This is a genomic window from Caballeronia sp. LZ032 (genome assembly GCF_031451315.1).
In the GTDB taxonomy this organism is placed as follows: Bacteria; Pseudomonadota; Gammaproteobacteria; order Burkholderiales; family Burkholderiaceae; genus Caballeronia.
Genome location: NZ_JARUXP010000003.1, coordinates 120,315 through 136,201, shown reverse-complemented (window position 1 = coordinate 136,201; position 15,887 = coordinate 120,315). Strand labels below are relative to the sequence as shown.

Sequence of the window (15,887 nt, the reverse complement as noted above, 5' to 3'; positions counted from 1 at the left end):
TTACAGGTGACTTACGATAAAAGTCAGCGTGGTCGCGGCCAGAGTCCGCCGGGCGGCAACGCCGCGACCGCACCGGCGGCAAACGCCGCCTTCAGGTCGGCGCGTTCGGTGAAGCGCGGCGCTTCCAGCCACATCAGGAACTCTTCGCCCCAGTTGCCCCAGGCGTTTTCGTCGAAGTCGAAGTCCTCGTCGAGGCGGCCGTGGTCGCGCAGATAGGCGCCCACCACCTGAGTCCCGTTCCAGTACGCGACGGCGACGTCGGTCAGATCGGCGGTCACGCCGCGCGGCAGATCGCGCAGCATCATCGCGACATGCGCCTTGAACGACTTGAATTCGATGGGTCTCATCGCCTGCTCCGCGTCAAAAAGATGCGTGATGGAAGACTGCTTCAGCTCACTTCCTTCAGGCGTGCTGCTCAACGGAACACGCCCTTGTTCAAATCCTTCTCGAACGCAGCGGTCCAGTTCGTGCCGTGTCCGATGCGATATTCGCGCTCCTTGAGCGTGGAGCGCCGCGTGATGGTGACAAGCCCTTGTAACGGATACACGTCATCGACGACATCGTTCTGACCGCCCTCCTGCACGAGGAAATCCTGCTCGTCGAGCCGATGGCGCGTCAGGATGGCCAGAAACTCCGCTCTTTCGTCCGGTGCGATCACTGACATGAGGGCCTCCATGATCGAACGCCGCCTGCCGGGCCGGCCGCCTTGCGCATGCAGGCATCCGGGCCGGCCTGCTTCATTCAAAGTAGCACACGGGAAAAAGAACGGCGGCGCGTATCTTGCAACCAGCGCGGCACGGCGCACGCGCGCCGGTGTTCTTGAAAGGAGACGCATGACGATGAAACGCTCATCCCTGACGATCTGCGCCGGCGCGCTGATGGCGCTTACGGTCAGCCTGTCCGCCCGCGCCGACGACGCCGTCTGTGGCACGCTCGAAAGCGCGACCGGCGGACAGGACGCACCGATCACCCTGCGCGAGGGCGAAAGCGTGAACTTCTGGCGCAGCGGCGCGGTGCGGCATGGCGCGCTGCATGTCTACAAGGAAGGGGAGGTGTATCGCGTGTACTGGCAGCCGGAGGGAAGCGGCGACGTCTACGTACTCGCGAACGAAGGCACGAACAGCGTGCGGCTCATCCTGACGCCGACACGCGGGACGAAAGTGGACACGGGACCGGGCAGCCTGCCGCCGCAGAAAGTACTGTCCTGTCCCGCGATGTAGCGCCGTGGAGGAGACTTACTTGGCCGCCAGCACCTTGCCGATCGCATCGGCGACGATCTGCACGTTGCTGTCGTTCAGGCCCGCGACGCACATGCGACCCGAACGCAGGATATACACGCCGAATTCCTCTTTGAGGCGGTCCGCCTGTTCCGCCACGAGTCCGGTGTAGGTGAACATGCCGCGCTGCTTGATGTAACGCGTCAGCATTTCGCCTCGAACGTGGTCCTTGAGGCCGTCATGGATAGCCTGACGCATGCGCGCGATGCGCTGGCACATCGACGCCAGCTCGTCCTGCCACGACTGCCTGAGTTCCGGCGTGTTCAACACCTGCGTCACGATCTTCGCGCCGTGCGTCGGCGGATTGCTGTAGTTCGAACGCACCGCGCTCGTCAGCTGGCCGAGCACGCGGTCGGCGGCGGCGGAGTCGTCGCAGATCACGTGCAGGCCGCCGCAGCGCTCGCCGTACAGCGAGAAATTCTTCGAGAACGAATTGGCGACGAAGCCGGGCACGCCACGGCGCGCGAGTTCGCGCACGGCAAAGGCGTCTTCATCCAGGCCGGAACCGAAACCCTGATAGGCCATGTCGACGAAGGGCAGCAGATCGCGCTTCTGCAATACGTCGATGATCCTGAGCCACTGGCTGTCGTCGAGGTCGACGCCCGTCGGGTTGTGGCAGCACGCGTGCAGCAGCACGACGCTTTTTGCCGGCAGCTTGTCGATGGCGGCGAGCATGGCGTCGAACAGCAGGCCGCCGCTGGCCTCGTCGTAGTACGGGTAGGTGTTCACTTCGAAGCCCGCGCGCTCGAAGATGAAGCGGTGGTTTTCCCACGTCGGGTCGCTCACCCAGACCTTCGACTGCGGGAAATAGCGCTTGATGAAGTCCGCGCCCACTTTCAGCGCGCCCGAGCCGCCAAGCGTCTGCACGCTGGCGATGCGGCCGGCGGCGCGCGCCGGGTTGTCGTTGCCGAACACGAGCGCCTGCACGGCGTCGCGGTAATGGGCAAAACCGGCCATCGGCAGGTAGGGCTTGGGACCGAGATCCTTCAGGATCGACAGTTCCGCCTCGCGCACCGCCTTCATGACGGGCAGACGGCCTTCGTCGTCGAAGTAGATGCCGATGCTCAGGTTGACCTTGCTGGTGCGCGGGTCCTTCTGGAAGTTTTCGTTTAGCGACAGGATGGGGTCGCCGGGATAGGCATCGATGTGTTCGAACATGGTGAGCGTGTCAGGACGAGAGATCAGCGAGGGTTGGGACGATTGACGCGCAGTGCGTGACCGCCTGATGAGTCTTTATGGTTCCGAGATAGTAGCCGATTCCGCCCGTTATCCGCCTCGCGGAATCCCCCAAAGCGCGCGCCACGCCGCAATATTTACCGCACGCCTCTTGCGACCCCAAAAATTTGGGTCATTTCGCCCACGTGCCGTCGCGCCCTTTCGTGTAAAAAGTGTTGTTTTTTTGAGCGGCCCACCCTTTCCGTCCAGCACGCTCGTGCTGTCAGTCCGAAAAAGAAGCCACGAAAAATTCGCGATGTTTTTGCCCGATGGCCGCAAAGCCTTGCTGGGCGGACCTGCTGCAAATTCAGCGAGGCATCGGTTACGGGCCACAAAATGATTTGAGGCCGGAATCAGGTGTTGTTCGGAGGATTGCTTTTCGAGCAGCGGCGGGAGAATCGCATCATCCACTCACGGGGGTCGACATGTTTCAGACGATGGAAGGTAACGCAAGGCCGCATCGCACGGCTGAAGTGCTTGCAGGGAACAGTCAGCAGAACGTGTCGGCGACGCAAGCCGAGTTGTTGAAAGAGCTGCAGTCGGTGTCGGACAGCATCATGCGCCTGGCGGGCACGCTGCGCGCCGCGCCGGACGCCGCAAGCGACGACGCCATCACCCTCACCGAGCAACACGCCATCGCGGAACGGCTGATCGGCCGTCTTCTGACGATGCCGGCCTCGCAGGCTTGAGTTTGAGACAAGACGGGTAAAGCGCGCGGGACGGACTGGACCTCAGGACCGCCGCCCGCGTCGACGAACCGCACAGGCAGCACGAAGAAGCATCAGGAAGAACGACATGAACTACTTGACGATCATTGCAGCTGTCTGGGCCATCAGCGCACTCTGTGCGGTGCTGTTCATCCGGGGCGCCACCCGGCGCGATCAACAACCGGTTCGCGTGCGTGCGGCGGAACGCAAATCCGGCGCCAAGCCCAAGGATTTCGGCCACACGGTCTGACCCACCCGACCGCAACGCCTTTGCCCGACACCGGCGCGGCCTGATTGACCGCCACGCCGGACACGTTTCAGAAGCCGTTCTACCCGAGCCTCACTTCCCCGCGCCGATCGCGGAAACAGCGGCTCGCAATCCCAGCAGATAGCTGTCCACGCCGAAGCCGGAGATCTGCCCCTTCGCGATCTCCGCGAACACCGACTTGTGGCGGAACTCCTCGCGCGCATGCACGTGCGACATGTGCACCTCGATGACCGGCACCGTCAGAATGGCGAGCGCATCGCGGATCGCATAGCTGTAATGCGTCCACGCGCCGGCGTTGATGACGATGGCATCGACCTTTTCCTCGAAGGCTCGATGAATGCGCGAACACATCTCGCCTTCGATGTTCGTCTGATAGCCCTCCACGTCCACACCCAGTTCCTTGCCAAGCGCGCTCATTTCGGAATCGATCTGCGCGAGCGTCGCCGTGCCGTACTGCTTCGGGTCGCGCTTGCCGAACATGTTGAGATTGACGCCGTGCAGCGTCAGGATTTTTGCCATGACTTGTCCTCGATGGGATAGGAAATTCAGACGGTCTCGACGATTCTGCCGCTGCGCGCGGCCTCGACGATGGCCTCGGTGATCCGCAGATTCTGCAGTCCGTCGCGCGCGCTGACAATAGGCTCAGCTTCGCCGCGCACCACTCGCCCGAAATGTTCCATCTGCAATGCGAGCGGATCGGCGCGCTGCATCGTCACGATTTCCTCGTCGAAGGGCTTCCACCAGGAACGGTCGGCGGGGGTGGCGTAGGACTTGAGGCGCATCGTCGGGACCGAAAGCGAGCCGAACGTGCCGGCGATCACGTAGCAGTCTTCGTCGGGATAGGTCGAGTAGGCCGGATTCTCCTGCGACGTCTGCTCCCAGCTGCGCGGGCACGCGGCCGTGTCAGACAGCATGAAGGTGCCGAGTGCGCCGCTGGCGAAGCGCAGGTTGATCGCGACAGTATCCTCGACGGCAAAACCGCGGGTCGCGTGCGAAGCGAACGCCTGTACCGCGACGATATCGCCGCACAGCATCCGCAGGTTGTGGATCTCGTGGATCATGTTGAGCAGGATCGGACCGCCGCCCGGCTCGCGCCGCCATGGCGCGCCGGCGTAGTACTCGTCGGGCTTGAAGAACACGGCGCTGCCCATCACCGCGACCAGCGGCCCGAGCCGCCCTCCCTCGATCACCTGCTTCGCGCGCGCCATGATCGGACTATGCGCGCGATGATGCCCGATCAGCATCCTCGCGCCCGAGCGCTCCACGTCATCGACGAGCGCCTGCGCCTCGGCGACCGTCGGCGCGATGGGCTTTTCCAGCAAAACCGGCACGCCCGCCGCCAGGCATGTGCGCGCCTGCTCCACATGAAGCTGATTGGGCGTCGCGAGCACGATGCCATCGGGACGGTCTCCAACGAGCAGTTGATCGAGCGTCGCGTAGAGCGGCACCTGCGCCTGCGCCGCGATGGCCTCGGCGGCGGGCGCCGGATCGACGATCGCGGCGAGCGTGCAGGTCGCACTGTGCTGCGCCACGCCCATGTGCGCCTGACCGATATACCCCGCGCCCGCCACGGCAATGCGCGTCTTGCCTGCTGCTGGATTCACCGGACCTCACCTGTCTGAGAAAGAAAGCTCACGAAGCGCGCGCATTCGCCACCGACTCCGCGCGCAGCCGCTCGTATTCGGACTTCTCGACTTCCCGCGCATCGGCCTCGCCGAGCTGGCTGAGCGGAATGCGGTAGGTTTCCCGCGCGCTCCATGCGGCGATGGCCGAGATGATCGTGACGGCCAGCGTGATCGAGCCGATGGTCAGCGGGATGTTGGTCGATCCCGGCGGCGCGACGGTGGCGAACAGCGCGGGCAGCAGCGCCGTGATGGTCGTGCCGACATTCTGCGCAATGGCCATGGCGGACACGCGCGTGCGAGTGGGAAAGAGCTCCGGATAGAAACTCGGGAAGATCGCGTTATAGCCTTGATACACGACGCCCCACATCAGCAGCGACGCGATGATCGCCATGCCGACGCTATGAATGCTGATGGCATACAGATACAGGTACGACAGCAGCCCTGAGGCAATCGCTCCGACGATGATCGGCGGCTTGCGCCCGATCTTGTCGGAAAGATTGCCGACCAGCGGAATGACGATCACGGCGAGGATGTTGCCGACCACCGGAATCCACAGGTACACGCTCTTGTGAAAGCCGACGCCGTACGCCGCCTGCACCGCATACGCCGCGCCGAAGATGGTCGCAACCACCGGAATCACGTTCATCAGCGCCATGCAGACCACGCGGATCATGTCGGCGAGGTTGTAGCGGAAGGCATCGACGATCGGGGAACGCGGCACCGCGCCCCGCTCGCCTTCCTTCTCGAAGGCCGGTGTTTCGTGCACTTCACGCCGGATGATGTAGCCCGCGATCAGCACGACCGCCGAGAGCAGGAACGGGATGCGCCAGCCCCATGAATTGAAGGCGTCCTCCGGCATGTAGTACGCGAGCGGCAGGAACACGGCGGCGGCGAGAATCTGGCCGGCCTGCACGCCCTGCAACGTGAAGCTCGCGAAATAGCCGCGCCGGCCGAACGGCGAGTGTTCGAGAATCATCGAGCTCGCGCCGGAAATCTCACCCGCCACCGCGAAGCCCTGCACCAGACGCAGGATCACGAGCAGCGCGGGCGCGAGCATGCCGACACTGTGATACGTCGGCAACAGGCCGACGGCCATCGTCGAGAAGCCCATCATGAACATGCACAGCACGAGTACGGTCTTGCGGCCGTGGGTATCGCCGAAATGGCCGAGCACGAAGGCGCCGATGGGCCGCGCGACATAGCCGACGCCATAAGTGGCCAGCGACGCGACGATCGCCACCTTCGGATTCCCGGACGGAAAGAACAGTTGCGGGAAGATCAGCGCCGCAGCCTGCGCATAGATGAAGAAGTCGTAGTATTCGAGCGCCGAGCCGATCCAGCCGCTCGCCGCGGCCTTCCTGGTCTGCTTGCGGTGTTCGGCGTGCGACCCGTCCGGTGCGCCGGATGAGCGTGAATTCGTGTTCATGACGTCTCCTTGTTATCGATCGCCTGACGGCTCTCGGGCCTTCTTCACGACGTTGTCTTTACATCGATATCACAATGCGCCCGGCGCAACCGACCGGCGCGCCGCCGGCCGTCATCCATCATCGTCCGTGAACCGGAAGCTTTCGATGAGGCAAAACCCGCGTCGCGCGTGTTTTGCAGCGCTCGGTCGTCAAACGATCATGCGGAACGGGCACAATGCGCCAGCGACGGCTGAACGGCGGCCGTCGCTCAAGATTTCTGCAGGCACTGCCGTAATTACGTGCACCGGCGGTACTCTCACCGCCGGTGCTGTCATTTCCTCTTCCCGGCGCGCCGGTCCTTTGTATGCAACGTACCCCGTCCCTGATCGATTCGATTCTCGCCACCCCGGCGACAGAGGACGGCACGATCACGCCCGCCATGCGCGCGGCACTGCTGTCGACGCTCGTCGTCGATGTGCGTCCGCTGCTGCTGTCCGGGCTGTCGGGCGCGTTCGTCGCGGTCGTCGCCTGCGTGCGGCTCCATGCGCCCTGGACCGTCGCCTGGCTGGCCACCGATGTCCTGCTGCTCGCCGTGCGCCTGGGGATCGTGTGCCGGTATCGCGCCCTGCGCGCCACCGCGCTGGCGCATCCCGCTCCGTGGGCCCGGCGCTATGCGCCGTTCGCGCTCGCGGCATGCTTCGCGCCGGGTCTCGGCACGATGGCGTGCGTCGCGTCCGGCGACGCCGTATTGACCGCACTCGCGATCATGGTGACAGCCGGCTCGCTCGGCGGCATCGGCTCCCGCAATGCGGGCACGCCGCACCTGGCGCTCGCCCAGGTCAGCCTGGGCGCGGCGCCGATCGGCATCGGCGCGCTGCTGGCGCCTGCCGGCTACGGCATTCTGGTGCCGCCGCTCTTCCTCTATCTCGCTGCAATGTCCGCGGTCGTGCGCCGCCACTATCGCGGTCTCGTCGCGATGATGACCGCCGAACATCGCCATGCCGAGATCGCCGCGCGCTTCGACGCCGCGCTCGCCCACATGCCGCACGGCCTGTGCACGGTGGATCAGGCGGGCAAGGTGATCATCGCGAATCGCCGGGCGGCCGACCTGTTCGGCGTGAGCGACGACACGCTGCGCCTGAACGTGTCGTTGCCGGATTTCATCGGCCAAGTGGGCATTGCGAGGTTCGGCGAGACCTTGCGCCGCGAGTTCGCCACGCGATCTGCGCAATGGCTGAAGGACGGCCACGCACCGCTCGACTTGCCGCTCAGCGATGGCCGCCAGCTCCAGCTGATCCGCAATCCGGTGCCGGACGGCAGCACGGTGATCATCATCGAGGACGTGACGGAGCGCCGCAGGACCGAGGCGAAGATCCTGCACTGGGCGCATCACGATTCGCTGACGGGCCTGCCGAACCGCCGCTATCTGTCCGATCACGCCGAACGCCTGATGACGGGCGGCGCGGGACGCGAGAAAGTCTTCGTCATGTACGTGGATCTGGACGGCTTCAAGCGCATCAACGATGCCTACGGCCACAACGCCGGCGACGAACTGCTGCGCCAGGTCGCCGATCGCCTGCGCAATGCGATGCGGCGCGGCGAACTGGCCGCGCGGCTGGGCGGCGACGAATTCGCGATCGTCGCGACCTTTATCGCGAGCAGCTCCGGCGAGGCCTTCGCGCAGAAGATCCTGCGCGAACTCTCGGAGCCGTATGACCTGACGGACGGGATCGCCGAGCAAGTGGGCGTGAGCGCCGGCATGGCGCTCGCCGGACCGGGCGAGCTGTTCGAAAGCGCCTTGAAGCGCGCCGACGCCGCGCTCTTCGAAGCGAAGACGTGTGCGCGAGGCACGTACCGAATCGCATCGCAGGACGGCGTGCAGGCCGTCACGGGGCTCGAGGAACGCGACCGCTCGCTGTGACGCCGCGGACTGGCCGCACTGCTCGGAGGGCGTGATCCTGAACCGTGCAGATGAGATCGGCGGGCACTGGACCGGCCTCAGGCTCGATGAAGTCCCTCTTTCGCAGCGGCCGGGCAGCGGCAAATCATATGTAGAGGAAGCCGGTACGCGAGTTCAGGTCGTGTCCGGAGCGGCAAGGCGCGCCTCAAGGAAACGCACGAGCGCCCGGACCTTGCTCGACTGCCGCCGGTTCGGCAGATACGCCGCATGGATCACCACGGCCTTCTCGTGCGGACTCGCTTCGTGGCGATCGAACATCCGCACGAGCCGTCCGGCGCGCACGTCGGCATCCACGAGCCAGGCGGGCAACAGTGCGATGCCGCGTCCGGCGAGCGCGGCTTGAAGCAGCATGTCCAGATTGTTCGACAGCAGGTGCCCCTGCACTTCCACGCGCGTCTCACCGCCTTTCGCACGAAAGGTCCATTCCTGCCGCGCGCGAGGGCCGCCGCCATAGGCGAAACGCAGACATTCATGCTCGGCAAGGTGCGCGGGTGACGCTGGCGTGCCACGCTGCCGGAGATAGCCGCCGCTCGCGACGACGACGCGCGGATTGTCCGCAAGCTTGCGCACGATCAGCGTGCCGTCTCGGTCCGGCACGCCGATGCGCACCGCGACGTCGATACGCTCGGTCACGAGGTCGGCGTAGTGATCCGCGACGACGAGGTCGAGCACCACGCGCGGATGCTCCGCCATGAACGCCGCCAGATGCCCGGCCAGCCGCAGCCGCCCGAAGGTGGACGGCACCGCGACGCGCAACACGCCGACCGGCGCAGCGCCGCTGTCGAAGACGCTTTCGTCGGCTTCGGCGAGATCGTCGAGCAGACGGCCGACCTGGTCCACATAGGCGACGCCGGCGTCGGTCAGGCTCACCTTGCGCGGCGTGCGCGTGAGCAAGGCGGCGCCGAGCGATGCTTCGAGCGCGTCCATCAGCCGCGTCACCGACGACGTGGCGACCCCAAGACGCCGCGCGGCCTTGGCAAACCCGCCTTCGCGGGCCACTTCGAGAAGCGTATTGAGTGCCTGGAGCTTGTCCATTCAGTGCCTTTTTTTCGTTGCATCGCACGCAACGCAAGCTTGCATTCTAGAGTGATTCCGTCACCCGGACGCAACGATTACGCTTCCCTTCAAGCTGCGGGCGTCCCAAGCAGGTTGCGCCGCAACACCGTATAGTCGCTCTCTGCCATTCAAGGAATTCTCATGTCGACACCCACATCGACCACGCTCGACGGCACCAAACACATCGAACTCACGCGCGGCCTGATCGCGCTGTTCGCGTTCTGCTGCGGCGCCATCGTCGCGAATCTGTATTACGCGCAGCCCATCACCGAACTCATCGCGCCCGAGCTGCACATGGCGGGCGGCACGGCGAGCCTGATCGTCTCGCTCACGCAGATCGGCTATGCGCTCGGCCTCTTCTTCATCGTGCCGCTCGGCGATCTGCTCGAAAACCGCAAGCTGATGATCGCGACCGCGCTCGTCTCCATCGCGAGCCTGACGGCCGCCGCGTTCACCCACACGCCCGGCTGGTTCCTGGTGATTTCGCTGCTGATCGGCTTTTCGTCAGTCGCGGTGCAGATCCTGATTCCGCTCGCGGCGCACCTCGCGCCGGACGAATCGCGCGGCAAGGTGGTCGGCACCATCATGAGCGGACTGCTGCTCGGCATCCTGCTGTCGCGGCCGGTGTCGAGCATCGTCGCGGGCCACTTCGGCTGGCGCGCCATGTTCGCCGGAGCCGCCGTGCTGATGGTCGTCATCACGACCGTCCTGGCGCTCACGATCCCGCGCCGCCAGCCGAATCACCAGGCAACCTACTTCCAGTTGATCGGCTCACTCGGCCATCTCGTCCGCACGATGCCGGTGCTGCGTCATCGCTCGCTGTATCAGGCGCTGATGTTCGCCTCGTTCAGCCTGTTCTGGACCGCGATTCCCATCGAACTCACGCGGCATTACGGGCTTTCGCAGACCGCTATCGGCATCTTCGCGCTGATCGGCGCAATGGGCGCGACCTCGGCGCCGATCGCCGGACGTCTCGCCGATGCCGGCCACACCGTGCGCGCCACCTTCGCCGCGCTGATCCTGGCCGCGCTCGCGTACTTGCCGGTTCTGATTCACCCTGCGTGGGGCGTGGGCGCGCTGGTCGTGACGGGCGTCCTGCTCGACTTCGCGGTGCAGATGAACATGGTGCTCGGCCAGCGCGAGATCTATGCGCTGCATGCCGCGAGCCGCAACCGGCTGAACGCGGTTTACATGACAAGTATCTTCGTGGGCGGGGCATTCGGCTCGGCGTTCGCCAGCCAGATCTACGAGCATGGCGGCTGGCCGCTCGTCGCAGTCTGCGCGACGGTGTTTCCGCTGCTCGCGCTCGTGCATTTCCTGCTGGTCGGGCGGCATCACGCGTCGCACCACTGACGCAGCCCGTCGGGCGTTTAGGGCTTGGGGATGCGGATGCGGCTGATCATCAGCGAACCGGAGATGGCGTAGACCAGCACGAGCGGATGCAGCACGAACCCGCCGATGCGCGCCGAGCCGAACCACATGTTCTCGCCGATCGCGCCCAGCGCCGCTCCGACTGTCAGCAGCAGCACGATCAGGAAGGACGTGGGAATGGGCGTGCCTTCGAAATGCGTGACCTTCCCGGCGGCGCCCGACAACTCTTCCGTCGTCACGTTGTAGCGCGCGAGACGTGACACGCCGCACGCCACGAAATACGCCAGGATCACGCGGTCATACAGGCCGCGCATGCCGAAGCCATACGCGATGATCGCCGGCGCGACGCCGAACGAGATCACGTCCGCGAGCGAATCCAGTTCCTTGCCGAGCAGCGACGCCTTCTGACGCCACCGCGCGATGCGTCCGTCGAGCACGTCGAAGACGAGCGCCGCGAACACCAGTGCGCAGGCGAGATAGATGTGCAGGACATCGGAATCGTCGAGATAGGACATCGCCGAGAACAGCGCACCCGTACCGCATACCGCGTTGCCCAGCGTGAACCAGTCGGCCAGGTGGAAATCGCGGATCATCGAGAATCGTTTCATTCGTATTGTTTGTTCGTGGCGTTCGTGGCGTGCGGGACGTTCAGGCAGTGTCCGATGCAGGCGCCGCGTGGCCCGGTGAAAGGCCGTTGGAGTCTATCACTGCGTTCCCGTTCAACGATTGATCGAAGGCGAGCATGCCCCATGCCCGGCAAACCTGTACGTGAACGTACAGGTTTGCGTTATACTGCGACGCATCGTTTCCTGTCATTCGTCATGTCCACGCCCTCCGCGCTCCTCACCATCCGCGACGCCGCCGAACGCCTGCAAGTCACCCCGCGCACGCTCAAGTACTACGAGGAACGCGGGCTCGTCACGCCGAGCCGCAGTGAAGGACGTTACCGGCTGTACAGCGAAGAGGATCTGGAACGCTTCGCGCGCATCCTGCGGCTGCGTTCACTCGGCTTCTCGTTGCAGGGCATCGTCGAGATGCTCAAGCGGCCGATGGAAACGCTCGGCGAAGGCCGTACCGGTTATTCGAGCGCATCGCTGCGCGAGATCGAGCAGGCGCTGTCGCAGCAGATCGAAGCGGTGGACGCGCGCATCGCGGGCGTGCGGCGCGAGTTGAAGGAAGCGCAGGCGGTGCGCAAGGATCTCGCCGACGACCTCGACTACCTGCGGCGGCGCATCGCGGGCGAAAGCAAGGAAGCGCTGTTGCAGGAGCGGCTGGCCGCGCGCAAGCCGCGCAAACCCGCGAGCGCGGGAGACGATGACGCATGAGCTCGGCATCGTTCGGCTTGCCGGGAAGGATCGCGGAGAGGCTGCGGACGGATTCCTTCGCGTGGGCCATTGCGCTGGCAACGGGCCTCGACTACTTCGACAACGCCGTCTTCTCGTTCTTCACGAGCACCATCGCGGGCGGCATCAACGCTTCGTCCGATGAACTCGTCTGGGCCTCCAGCGCGTATGCGGTCGCGTCGGTGCTCGGCATCCTGCAGCAGCAATGGTGGATCGAACGGATCGGCAACCGTCGATACATCGCCGGCTGTCTGCTGCTGTTCGCAGCGGGCGCGGTCGCGGCCACGTTCGCCGAGTCCGCGCTCGAACTGGCGCTCGTGCGCGGCTTCCAGGGTTATTTCATCGGCCCGATGATGAGCGCCGCGCGCATCCTGATCCAGACGCGCTTCACGCCGCAACTGCGCCCGCCCGCGACGCGCCGTTTCCTCAACATGATCCTGCTCGGCACCGCGCTCGCGCCGCTGTGCGGCGGCTATCTCGTCGCGTGGCTCGGCTGGCGCGCGCTGTTCACCTGCACGGCAATCGGCGGCGCCACGCTCGCGCTGCTCGCTTTCCTCGCCGTGCCTTCGACCGGCCGCGTACAGCCCGAAGAACGCGGCGACACCCATTTCTGGCCTTACATCATCTTCGCGTTCGCGCAGAGCGCGTTGCAGATCGTCATGCAGCAAGTGCGCTTCGAGTTGTTCAGCGGCTCGCCCGAACTCATCGTGCTGACGGCCTCCGGCGTGCTCGCGCTCGGCTGGTTCGTCTGGCATCAGTGGCATCATCCGCGTCCGCTGCTGCGCCTTCAGGCCTTGCGCGAGAAGACGTTTCAAGTGGGCATCGTGCTGTACATCGGGTTCTACTACATCAACAACGCGATGAGCTTCCTCGTCTCGCGTCTGCTGGAAGGCGGGCTGCGTTATCCGGTGGAGAACGCGGGGCGGCTAGTCGGACTGACCTCGATGGTGTCGCTCGGCATGGCCGTAATCTACTTTCGCTATTCCGCGCGCATCAAGCACAAGAAGTGGCTCATCATGACCGGCTTCCTGATGGCCGCGTTCATCGGCGCGTGGATGGTCAGCCTGCCGCCCGACGTCAGCATGGGCTGGCTCATCGCCCCGATGATCCTGCGCGGCATGCTGCTGCTCTTCATCGCGCTGCCGGTCGCGAATCTCACCTTCCGCGTCTTCGCGATCGAGGAATACAGCCACAGCTATCGCTTCAAGAACATTGTCAAGCAGCTGACCTACTCGTTCTCCACCGCGACCATCATCATTCTCGAACAACATCGCGTGGCGCTGCATCAGACGCGGCTTGTCGAAACGATCAATCCGTACAACCCGGTCTTCGAGAATGCCTATCGGAGCCTGCTCGGCGGCTTCCTGAACAGCGGGCACAGTGCGTCCGAGGCCAGCAGTCTCGCGCTGGGCGAGATCAGCCGCCTCGTTGCGCAGCAAGCCAACTTCCTGAGTTCGCTGGATGGCTTCTACTATCTGATCGGCGTCGCGCTCGTCGCCGGGGCGGTGGCGGCCTGGCAGAAACGTATCGACTGAACCGGTTGCCGCGCAGGGCACCGAAGTATGATGTCCGCACGATCAACCTTCCCGCCCTCGCCCCATGCTCCCGTCTGGTAACTCGTACGAAGCCGTCGCAGCGCAGTTCGAATGGCGCATCCCCGCGCGCTACAACATCGCGCAGGACGTCTGCGACAAATGGGCGGACGGCTCCGGCCGCCTGGCGCTGATCGTCGAAGCCGCTGATCACTCGCAGCAGCGCTATAGCTTCGATGACCTCAAGCGTCTTTCCAACCGCTTCGCCAACGCGATGAAGGCGCGGGGCGTCGAACGCGGCGACCGCGTCGCCATCTTCGTGCGGCAGTCGGTGGAAGCTGCCATTGCGCATCTCGCGGCGTACCGGATGGGCTGCATCGCCGTGCCGCTGTTCGCGCTGTTCGGCATGGACGCCATTGAATTCCGCCTCGGGCATTCGGGCGCGAAGGCCGTCATCACGGATGCCGAAGGCGCCGCGAAGATTGCGCAGATCCGCGCCGCCTTGCCTGATCTGCATCATGTGTTCTGTGCCGAATCGGACTTCTGGCCGGCGATCGAGGCCGCATCCGATGAACCGGCTTTAGTCGATACCGCCGCCGACGATCCCGCCGTCATCATCTATACCTCCGGCACGACCGGCAAGCCGAAGGGCGCGCTGCACGGGCATCGCATCTTGCCGGGCCATCTGCCGGGCGTGGAGATGTCGCAGCAATGCTTTCCCCTCGACGCCACGTTGTTCTGGACGCCCGCCGACTGGGCATGGATCGGCGGTCTGTTCGACGTGCTGATGCCTTCGTGGCATCACGGCGTGCCGGTACTGGCGCGCCGCTTCGACAAGTTCGACGGCGCCGCCGCGTATGACCTGCTCACGCGGCATCAGGTGAGCCACACCTTCCTGCCGCCTACCGCGCTGAAGATGATGCGCGCGACGCCCGGTGCGAAGCCTGACGGTCTGGCGCTGCGTTCGGTGGCGAGCGGCGGGGAATCGCTTGGCGAGGAACTGCTGTCGTGGGGACGCGCGATGCTCGGCGTCACCATCAACGAGTTCTATGGACAGACCGAATGCAACATGGTGCTGTCATCGTGCGCGCGCTGGTTCGAGCCGCGCAGTGGCGCGATTGGCCGGGCGGTGCCGGGGCATCGCGTGGCCGTGGTCGATGATCACGGCGTACCGGTGCCCGACGGCACGCCGGGTCATATCGCCATTGAGAGGCCGGATCCGGTGATGTTCCTCGGCTACTGGCAGGACGAAGCCGCGACCGCGCAGAAGTTTCGCGGCGAGTTCCTGCTGACCGGCGATCTCGGCACCCTCGAAGACGGCTTCTTCCGCTTCCTCGGCCGCGACGACGACGTCATCACGAGCGCCGGTTACCGCATCGGGCCGGGACCGATCGAGGATTGTCTGATCCGGCATCCGGCGGTGCGCTTTGCGGCGGTCATCGGCGTGCCGGATGCGCGGCGCACGGAGATCGTGTGCGCGGTGGTCGTGCTCAACGAGGGCTTCGAACCCGGCGAAGCACTCGTGCGCGAATTGCAGGACCACGTGCGCACGCGGCTCGCCGCGCATGAATATCCGCGTGAAGTGCGCTTCGCCGCCGAACTGCCGATGACCGCGACAGGAAAGATCATCCGCAAGTCGTTGCGGGCGCAGTTCACGGCGGGCGAAGGCTAAGCGGCTTCCCGCAACATCTCCGCAACCGCCCTTAACGCAAGCAGATACCCCTGCGGCCCCAACCCGCAGATCACCCCGCGCGCCGCCAGCGAAACAAGCGAATGCCGATACTGCTCGTCGCGCTGATGGATATTCGTGATGTGCACTTCGATCACGGGCTTGCGGATGAGCTTGATGGCATCGAGCACGGGAATCGACGAGAAGGAGAAGCCGGCCGGATTGATGATCACGGCGGCGTCCTTCTCGAAGGCTTCCTGCAGCCAGTCCACCATGACGCCTTCGTGATTGGTCTGGCGAAACTCGCAGACAAGACCGAGTTCACCCGCGAGCGCTTCGGTGCGCGCCTGCACTTGCGCGAGCGTCGTGGTGCCGTAGAGATGCGGCTCGCGCTTGCCGAGCATGTTCAGGTTCGAGCCGTTCAGGACATGGACAGTGGGATTCATCAGCTTCGTCAG

17 protein-coding genes are annotated in these 15,887 nt (G+C 64.9%); 8 read left to right on the top strand and 9 right to left on the bottom strand.

What is annotated here, in order from left to right; all coding sequences use genetic code 11:
* Positions 1-23: 23 nt before the first annotated feature.
* Complete coding sequence (locus tag QCE69_RS22060) at positions 24-347, bottom strand: hypothetical protein (RefSeq protein ID WP_309923144.1); 324 nt, start codon at positions 345-347, stop codon at positions 24-26.
* A gap of 68 nt (positions 348-415) precedes the next feature.
* On the bottom strand, positions 416-664 hold the full coding sequence (locus QCE69_RS22055) for a hypothetical protein (protein WP_309818267.1): 249 nt from the start codon (positions 662-664) through the stop codon (positions 416-418).
* A gap of 175 nt (positions 665-839) precedes the next feature.
* On the opposite strand from QCE69_RS22055, the gene QCE69_RS22050 reads away from it, so the two are divergent.
* Positions 840-1,220: a hypothetical protein gene (locus tag QCE69_RS22050; RefSeq protein ID WP_309923142.1), complete on the top strand. Its 381-nt coding sequence runs from the start codon at positions 840-842 to the stop codon at positions 1,218-1,220.
* A 15-nt stretch (positions 1,221-1,235) separates the two neighbouring features.
* Here QCE69_RS22050 and QCE69_RS22045 read toward each other — a convergent pair whose 3' ends face one another.
* Entirely contained in the window at positions 1,236-2,435 is a 1,200-nt protein-coding gene (locus QCE69_RS22045; protein ID WP_309923140.1) for an amino acid aminotransferase, read from the bottom strand.
* A gap of 482 nt (positions 2,436-2,917) precedes the next feature.
* On the opposite strand from QCE69_RS22045, the gene QCE69_RS22040 reads away from it, so the two are divergent.
* Positions 2,918-3,181 (top strand): hypothetical protein, encoded by a 264-nt coding sequence (locus QCE69_RS22040; RefSeq protein ID WP_309932994.1) that lies wholly within the window; start codon positions 2,918-2,920, stop codon positions 3,179-3,181.
* A 106-nt stretch (positions 3,182-3,287) separates the two neighbouring features.
* Entirely contained in the window at positions 3,288-3,449 is a 162-nt protein-coding gene (locus QCE69_RS22035; RefSeq protein ID WP_309923136.1) for a hypothetical protein, read from the top strand.
* Positions 3,450-3,539: 90 nt separating this feature from the next.
* On the opposite strand, the gene aroQ is transcribed toward QCE69_RS22035, so the two are convergent.
* Genes aroQ through QCE69_RS22020 form a run of 3 tightly spaced genes read right to left on the bottom strand, consistent with a single transcriptional unit; the run spans position 3,540 to position 6,518 of the window.
* Entirely contained in the window at positions 3,540-3,986 is a 447-nt protein-coding gene (aroQ, locus tag QCE69_RS22030; protein WP_309923135.1) for a type II 3-dehydroquinate dehydratase, read from the bottom strand.
* A 26-nt stretch (positions 3,987-4,012) separates the two neighbouring features.
* Positions 4,013-5,071 (bottom strand): Gfo/Idh/MocA family protein, encoded by a 1,059-nt coding sequence (locus QCE69_RS22025; RefSeq protein WP_409021224.1) that lies wholly within the window; start codon positions 5,069-5,071, stop codon positions 4,013-4,015.
* A gap of 28 nt (positions 5,072-5,099) precedes the next feature.
* A complete protein-coding gene (locus tag QCE69_RS22020) occupies positions 5,100-6,518 on the bottom strand; it encodes an MFS transporter (RefSeq protein ID WP_309932992.1) in 1,419 nt (472 codons plus the stop codon).
* Positions 6,519-6,862: 344 nt separating this feature from the next.
* On the opposite strand from QCE69_RS22020, the gene QCE69_RS22015 reads away from it, so the two are divergent.
* Positions 6,863-8,419 (top strand): diguanylate cyclase domain-containing protein, encoded by a 1,557-nt coding sequence (locus QCE69_RS22015; protein WP_309932990.1) that lies wholly within the window; start codon positions 6,863-6,865, stop codon positions 8,417-8,419.
* Between the two features lie 153 nt (positions 8,420-8,572).
* Here QCE69_RS22015 and QCE69_RS22010 read toward each other — a convergent pair whose 3' ends face one another.
* Positions 8,573-9,493, bottom strand: coding sequence for a LysR family transcriptional regulator (locus tag QCE69_RS22010; protein ID WP_309932989.1), 921 nt, complete (start codon positions 9,491-9,493; stop codon positions 8,573-8,575).
* Between the two features lie 162 nt (positions 9,494-9,655).
* Here QCE69_RS22010 and QCE69_RS22005 point away from each other — a divergent pair, with 162 nt between their 5' ends.
* Entirely contained in the window at positions 9,656-10,867 is a 1,212-nt protein-coding gene (locus tag QCE69_RS22005; protein WP_309932988.1) for an MFS transporter, read from the top strand.
* A 17-nt stretch (positions 10,868-10,884) separates the two neighbouring features.
* Here the strand turns inward: QCE69_RS22005 and pssA are convergent, their stop codons facing one another.
* On the bottom strand, positions 10,885-11,493 hold the full coding sequence (gene pssA, locus QCE69_RS22000) for a CDP-diacylglycerol--serine O-phosphatidyltransferase (protein ID WP_309932987.1): 609 nt from the start codon (positions 11,491-11,493) through the stop codon (positions 10,885-10,887).
* Positions 11,494-11,706: 213 nt separating this feature from the next.
* On the opposite strand from pssA, the gene QCE69_RS21995 reads away from it, so the two are divergent.
* The 3 genes from QCE69_RS21995 to QCE69_RS21985 all read left to right on the top strand — a co-directional run bounded on the left by QCE69_RS21995 (position 11,707) and on the right by QCE69_RS21985 (position 15,432).
* The gene (locus tag QCE69_RS21995; RefSeq protein WP_309923124.1) at positions 11,707-12,210 is read left to right on the top strand and encodes a MerR family transcriptional regulator; all 504 of its coding nucleotides are present in this window, start codon (positions 11,707-11,709) and stop codon (positions 12,208-12,210) included.
* Complete coding sequence (locus QCE69_RS21990; RefSeq protein ID WP_309932984.1) at positions 12,207-13,763, top strand: MFS transporter; 1,557 nt, start codon at positions 12,207-12,209, stop codon at positions 13,761-13,763. Before QCE69_RS21995 ends, QCE69_RS21990 begins: the two co-directional genes overlap by 4 nt.
* 64 nt (positions 13,764-13,827) lie before the next feature.
* Positions 13,828-15,432 carry an acyl-CoA synthetase gene (locus QCE69_RS21985; RefSeq protein WP_309932982.1) on the top strand — a complete coding sequence of 535 codons (1,605 nt, stop codon included), beginning with the start codon at positions 13,828-13,830 and terminating at the stop codon, positions 15,430-15,432.
* On the opposite strand, the gene QCE69_RS21980 is transcribed toward QCE69_RS21985, so the two are convergent.
* A complete protein-coding gene (locus tag QCE69_RS21980) occupies positions 15,429-15,875 on the bottom strand; it encodes a type II 3-dehydroquinate dehydratase (protein ID WP_309923118.1) in 447 nt (148 codons plus the stop codon). The two genes, QCE69_RS21985 and QCE69_RS21980, sit on opposite strands and share 4 nt — an antisense overlap.
* Positions 15,876-15,887 lie beyond the last annotated feature (12 nt).

What these genes read in the sequence shown, in the direction of transcription:
- QCE69_RS22055 (WP_309818267.1), bottom strand. Translation starts at nt 664, where the DNA reads ATGTCAGTGATCGCACCGGACGAAAGAGCGGAGTTTCTGGCCATCCTG.
- QCE69_RS21985 (WP_309932982.1), top strand. Translation starts at nt 13,828, where the DNA reads ATGCTCCCGTCTGGTAACTCGTACGAAGCCGTCGCAGCGCAGTTCGAA.
- QCE69_RS21980 (WP_309923118.1), bottom strand. Translation starts at nt 15,875, where the DNA reads ATGAATCCCACTGTCCATGTCCTGAACGGCTCGAACCTGAACATGCTC.
- aroQ (WP_309923135.1), bottom strand. Translation starts at nt 3,986, where the DNA reads ATGGCAAAAATCCTGACGCTGCACGGCGTCAATCTCAACATGTTCGGC.
- QCE69_RS22035 (WP_309923136.1), top strand. Translation starts at nt 3,288, where the DNA reads ATGAACTACTTGACGATCATTGCAGCTGTCTGGGCCATCAGCGCACTC.
- QCE69_RS22015 (WP_309932990.1), top strand. Translation starts at nt 6,863, where the DNA reads ATGCAACGTACCCCGTCCCTGATCGATTCGATTCTCGCCACCCCGGCG.
- pssA (WP_309932987.1), bottom strand. Translation starts at nt 11,493, where the DNA reads ATGAAACGATTCTCGATGATCCGCGATTTCCACCTGGCCGACTGGTTC.
- QCE69_RS22045 (WP_309923140.1), bottom strand. Translation starts at nt 2,435, where the DNA reads ATGTTCGAACACATCGATGCCTATCCCGGCGACCCCATCCTGTCGCTA.
- QCE69_RS21990 (WP_309932984.1), top strand. Translation starts at nt 12,207, where the DNA reads ATGAGCTCGGCATCGTTCGGCTTGCCGGGAAGGATCGCGGAGAGGCTG.
- QCE69_RS22040 (WP_309932994.1), top strand. Translation starts at nt 2,918, where the DNA reads ATGTTTCAGACGATGGAAGGTAACGCAAGGCCGCATCGCACGGCTGAA.
- QCE69_RS22005 (WP_309932988.1), top strand. Translation starts at nt 9,656, where the DNA reads ATGTCGACACCCACATCGACCACGCTCGACGGCACCAAACACATCGAA.
- QCE69_RS22010 (WP_309932989.1), bottom strand. Translation starts at nt 9,493, where the DNA reads ATGGACAAGCTCCAGGCACTCAATACGCTTCTCGAAGTGGCCCGCGAA.
- QCE69_RS22020 (WP_309932992.1), bottom strand. Translation starts at nt 6,518, where the DNA reads ATGAACACGAATTCACGCTCATCCGGCGCACCGGACGGGTCGCACGCC.
- QCE69_RS22060 (WP_309923144.1), bottom strand. Translation starts at nt 347, where the DNA reads ATGAGACCCATCGAATTCAAGTCGTTCAAGGCGCATGTCGCGATGATG.
- QCE69_RS22050 (WP_309923142.1), top strand. Translation starts at nt 840, where the DNA reads ATGAAACGCTCATCCCTGACGATCTGCGCCGGCGCGCTGATGGCGCTT.
- QCE69_RS21995 (WP_309923124.1), top strand. Translation starts at nt 11,707, where the DNA reads ATGTCCACGCCCTCCGCGCTCCTCACCATCCGCGACGCCGCCGAACGC.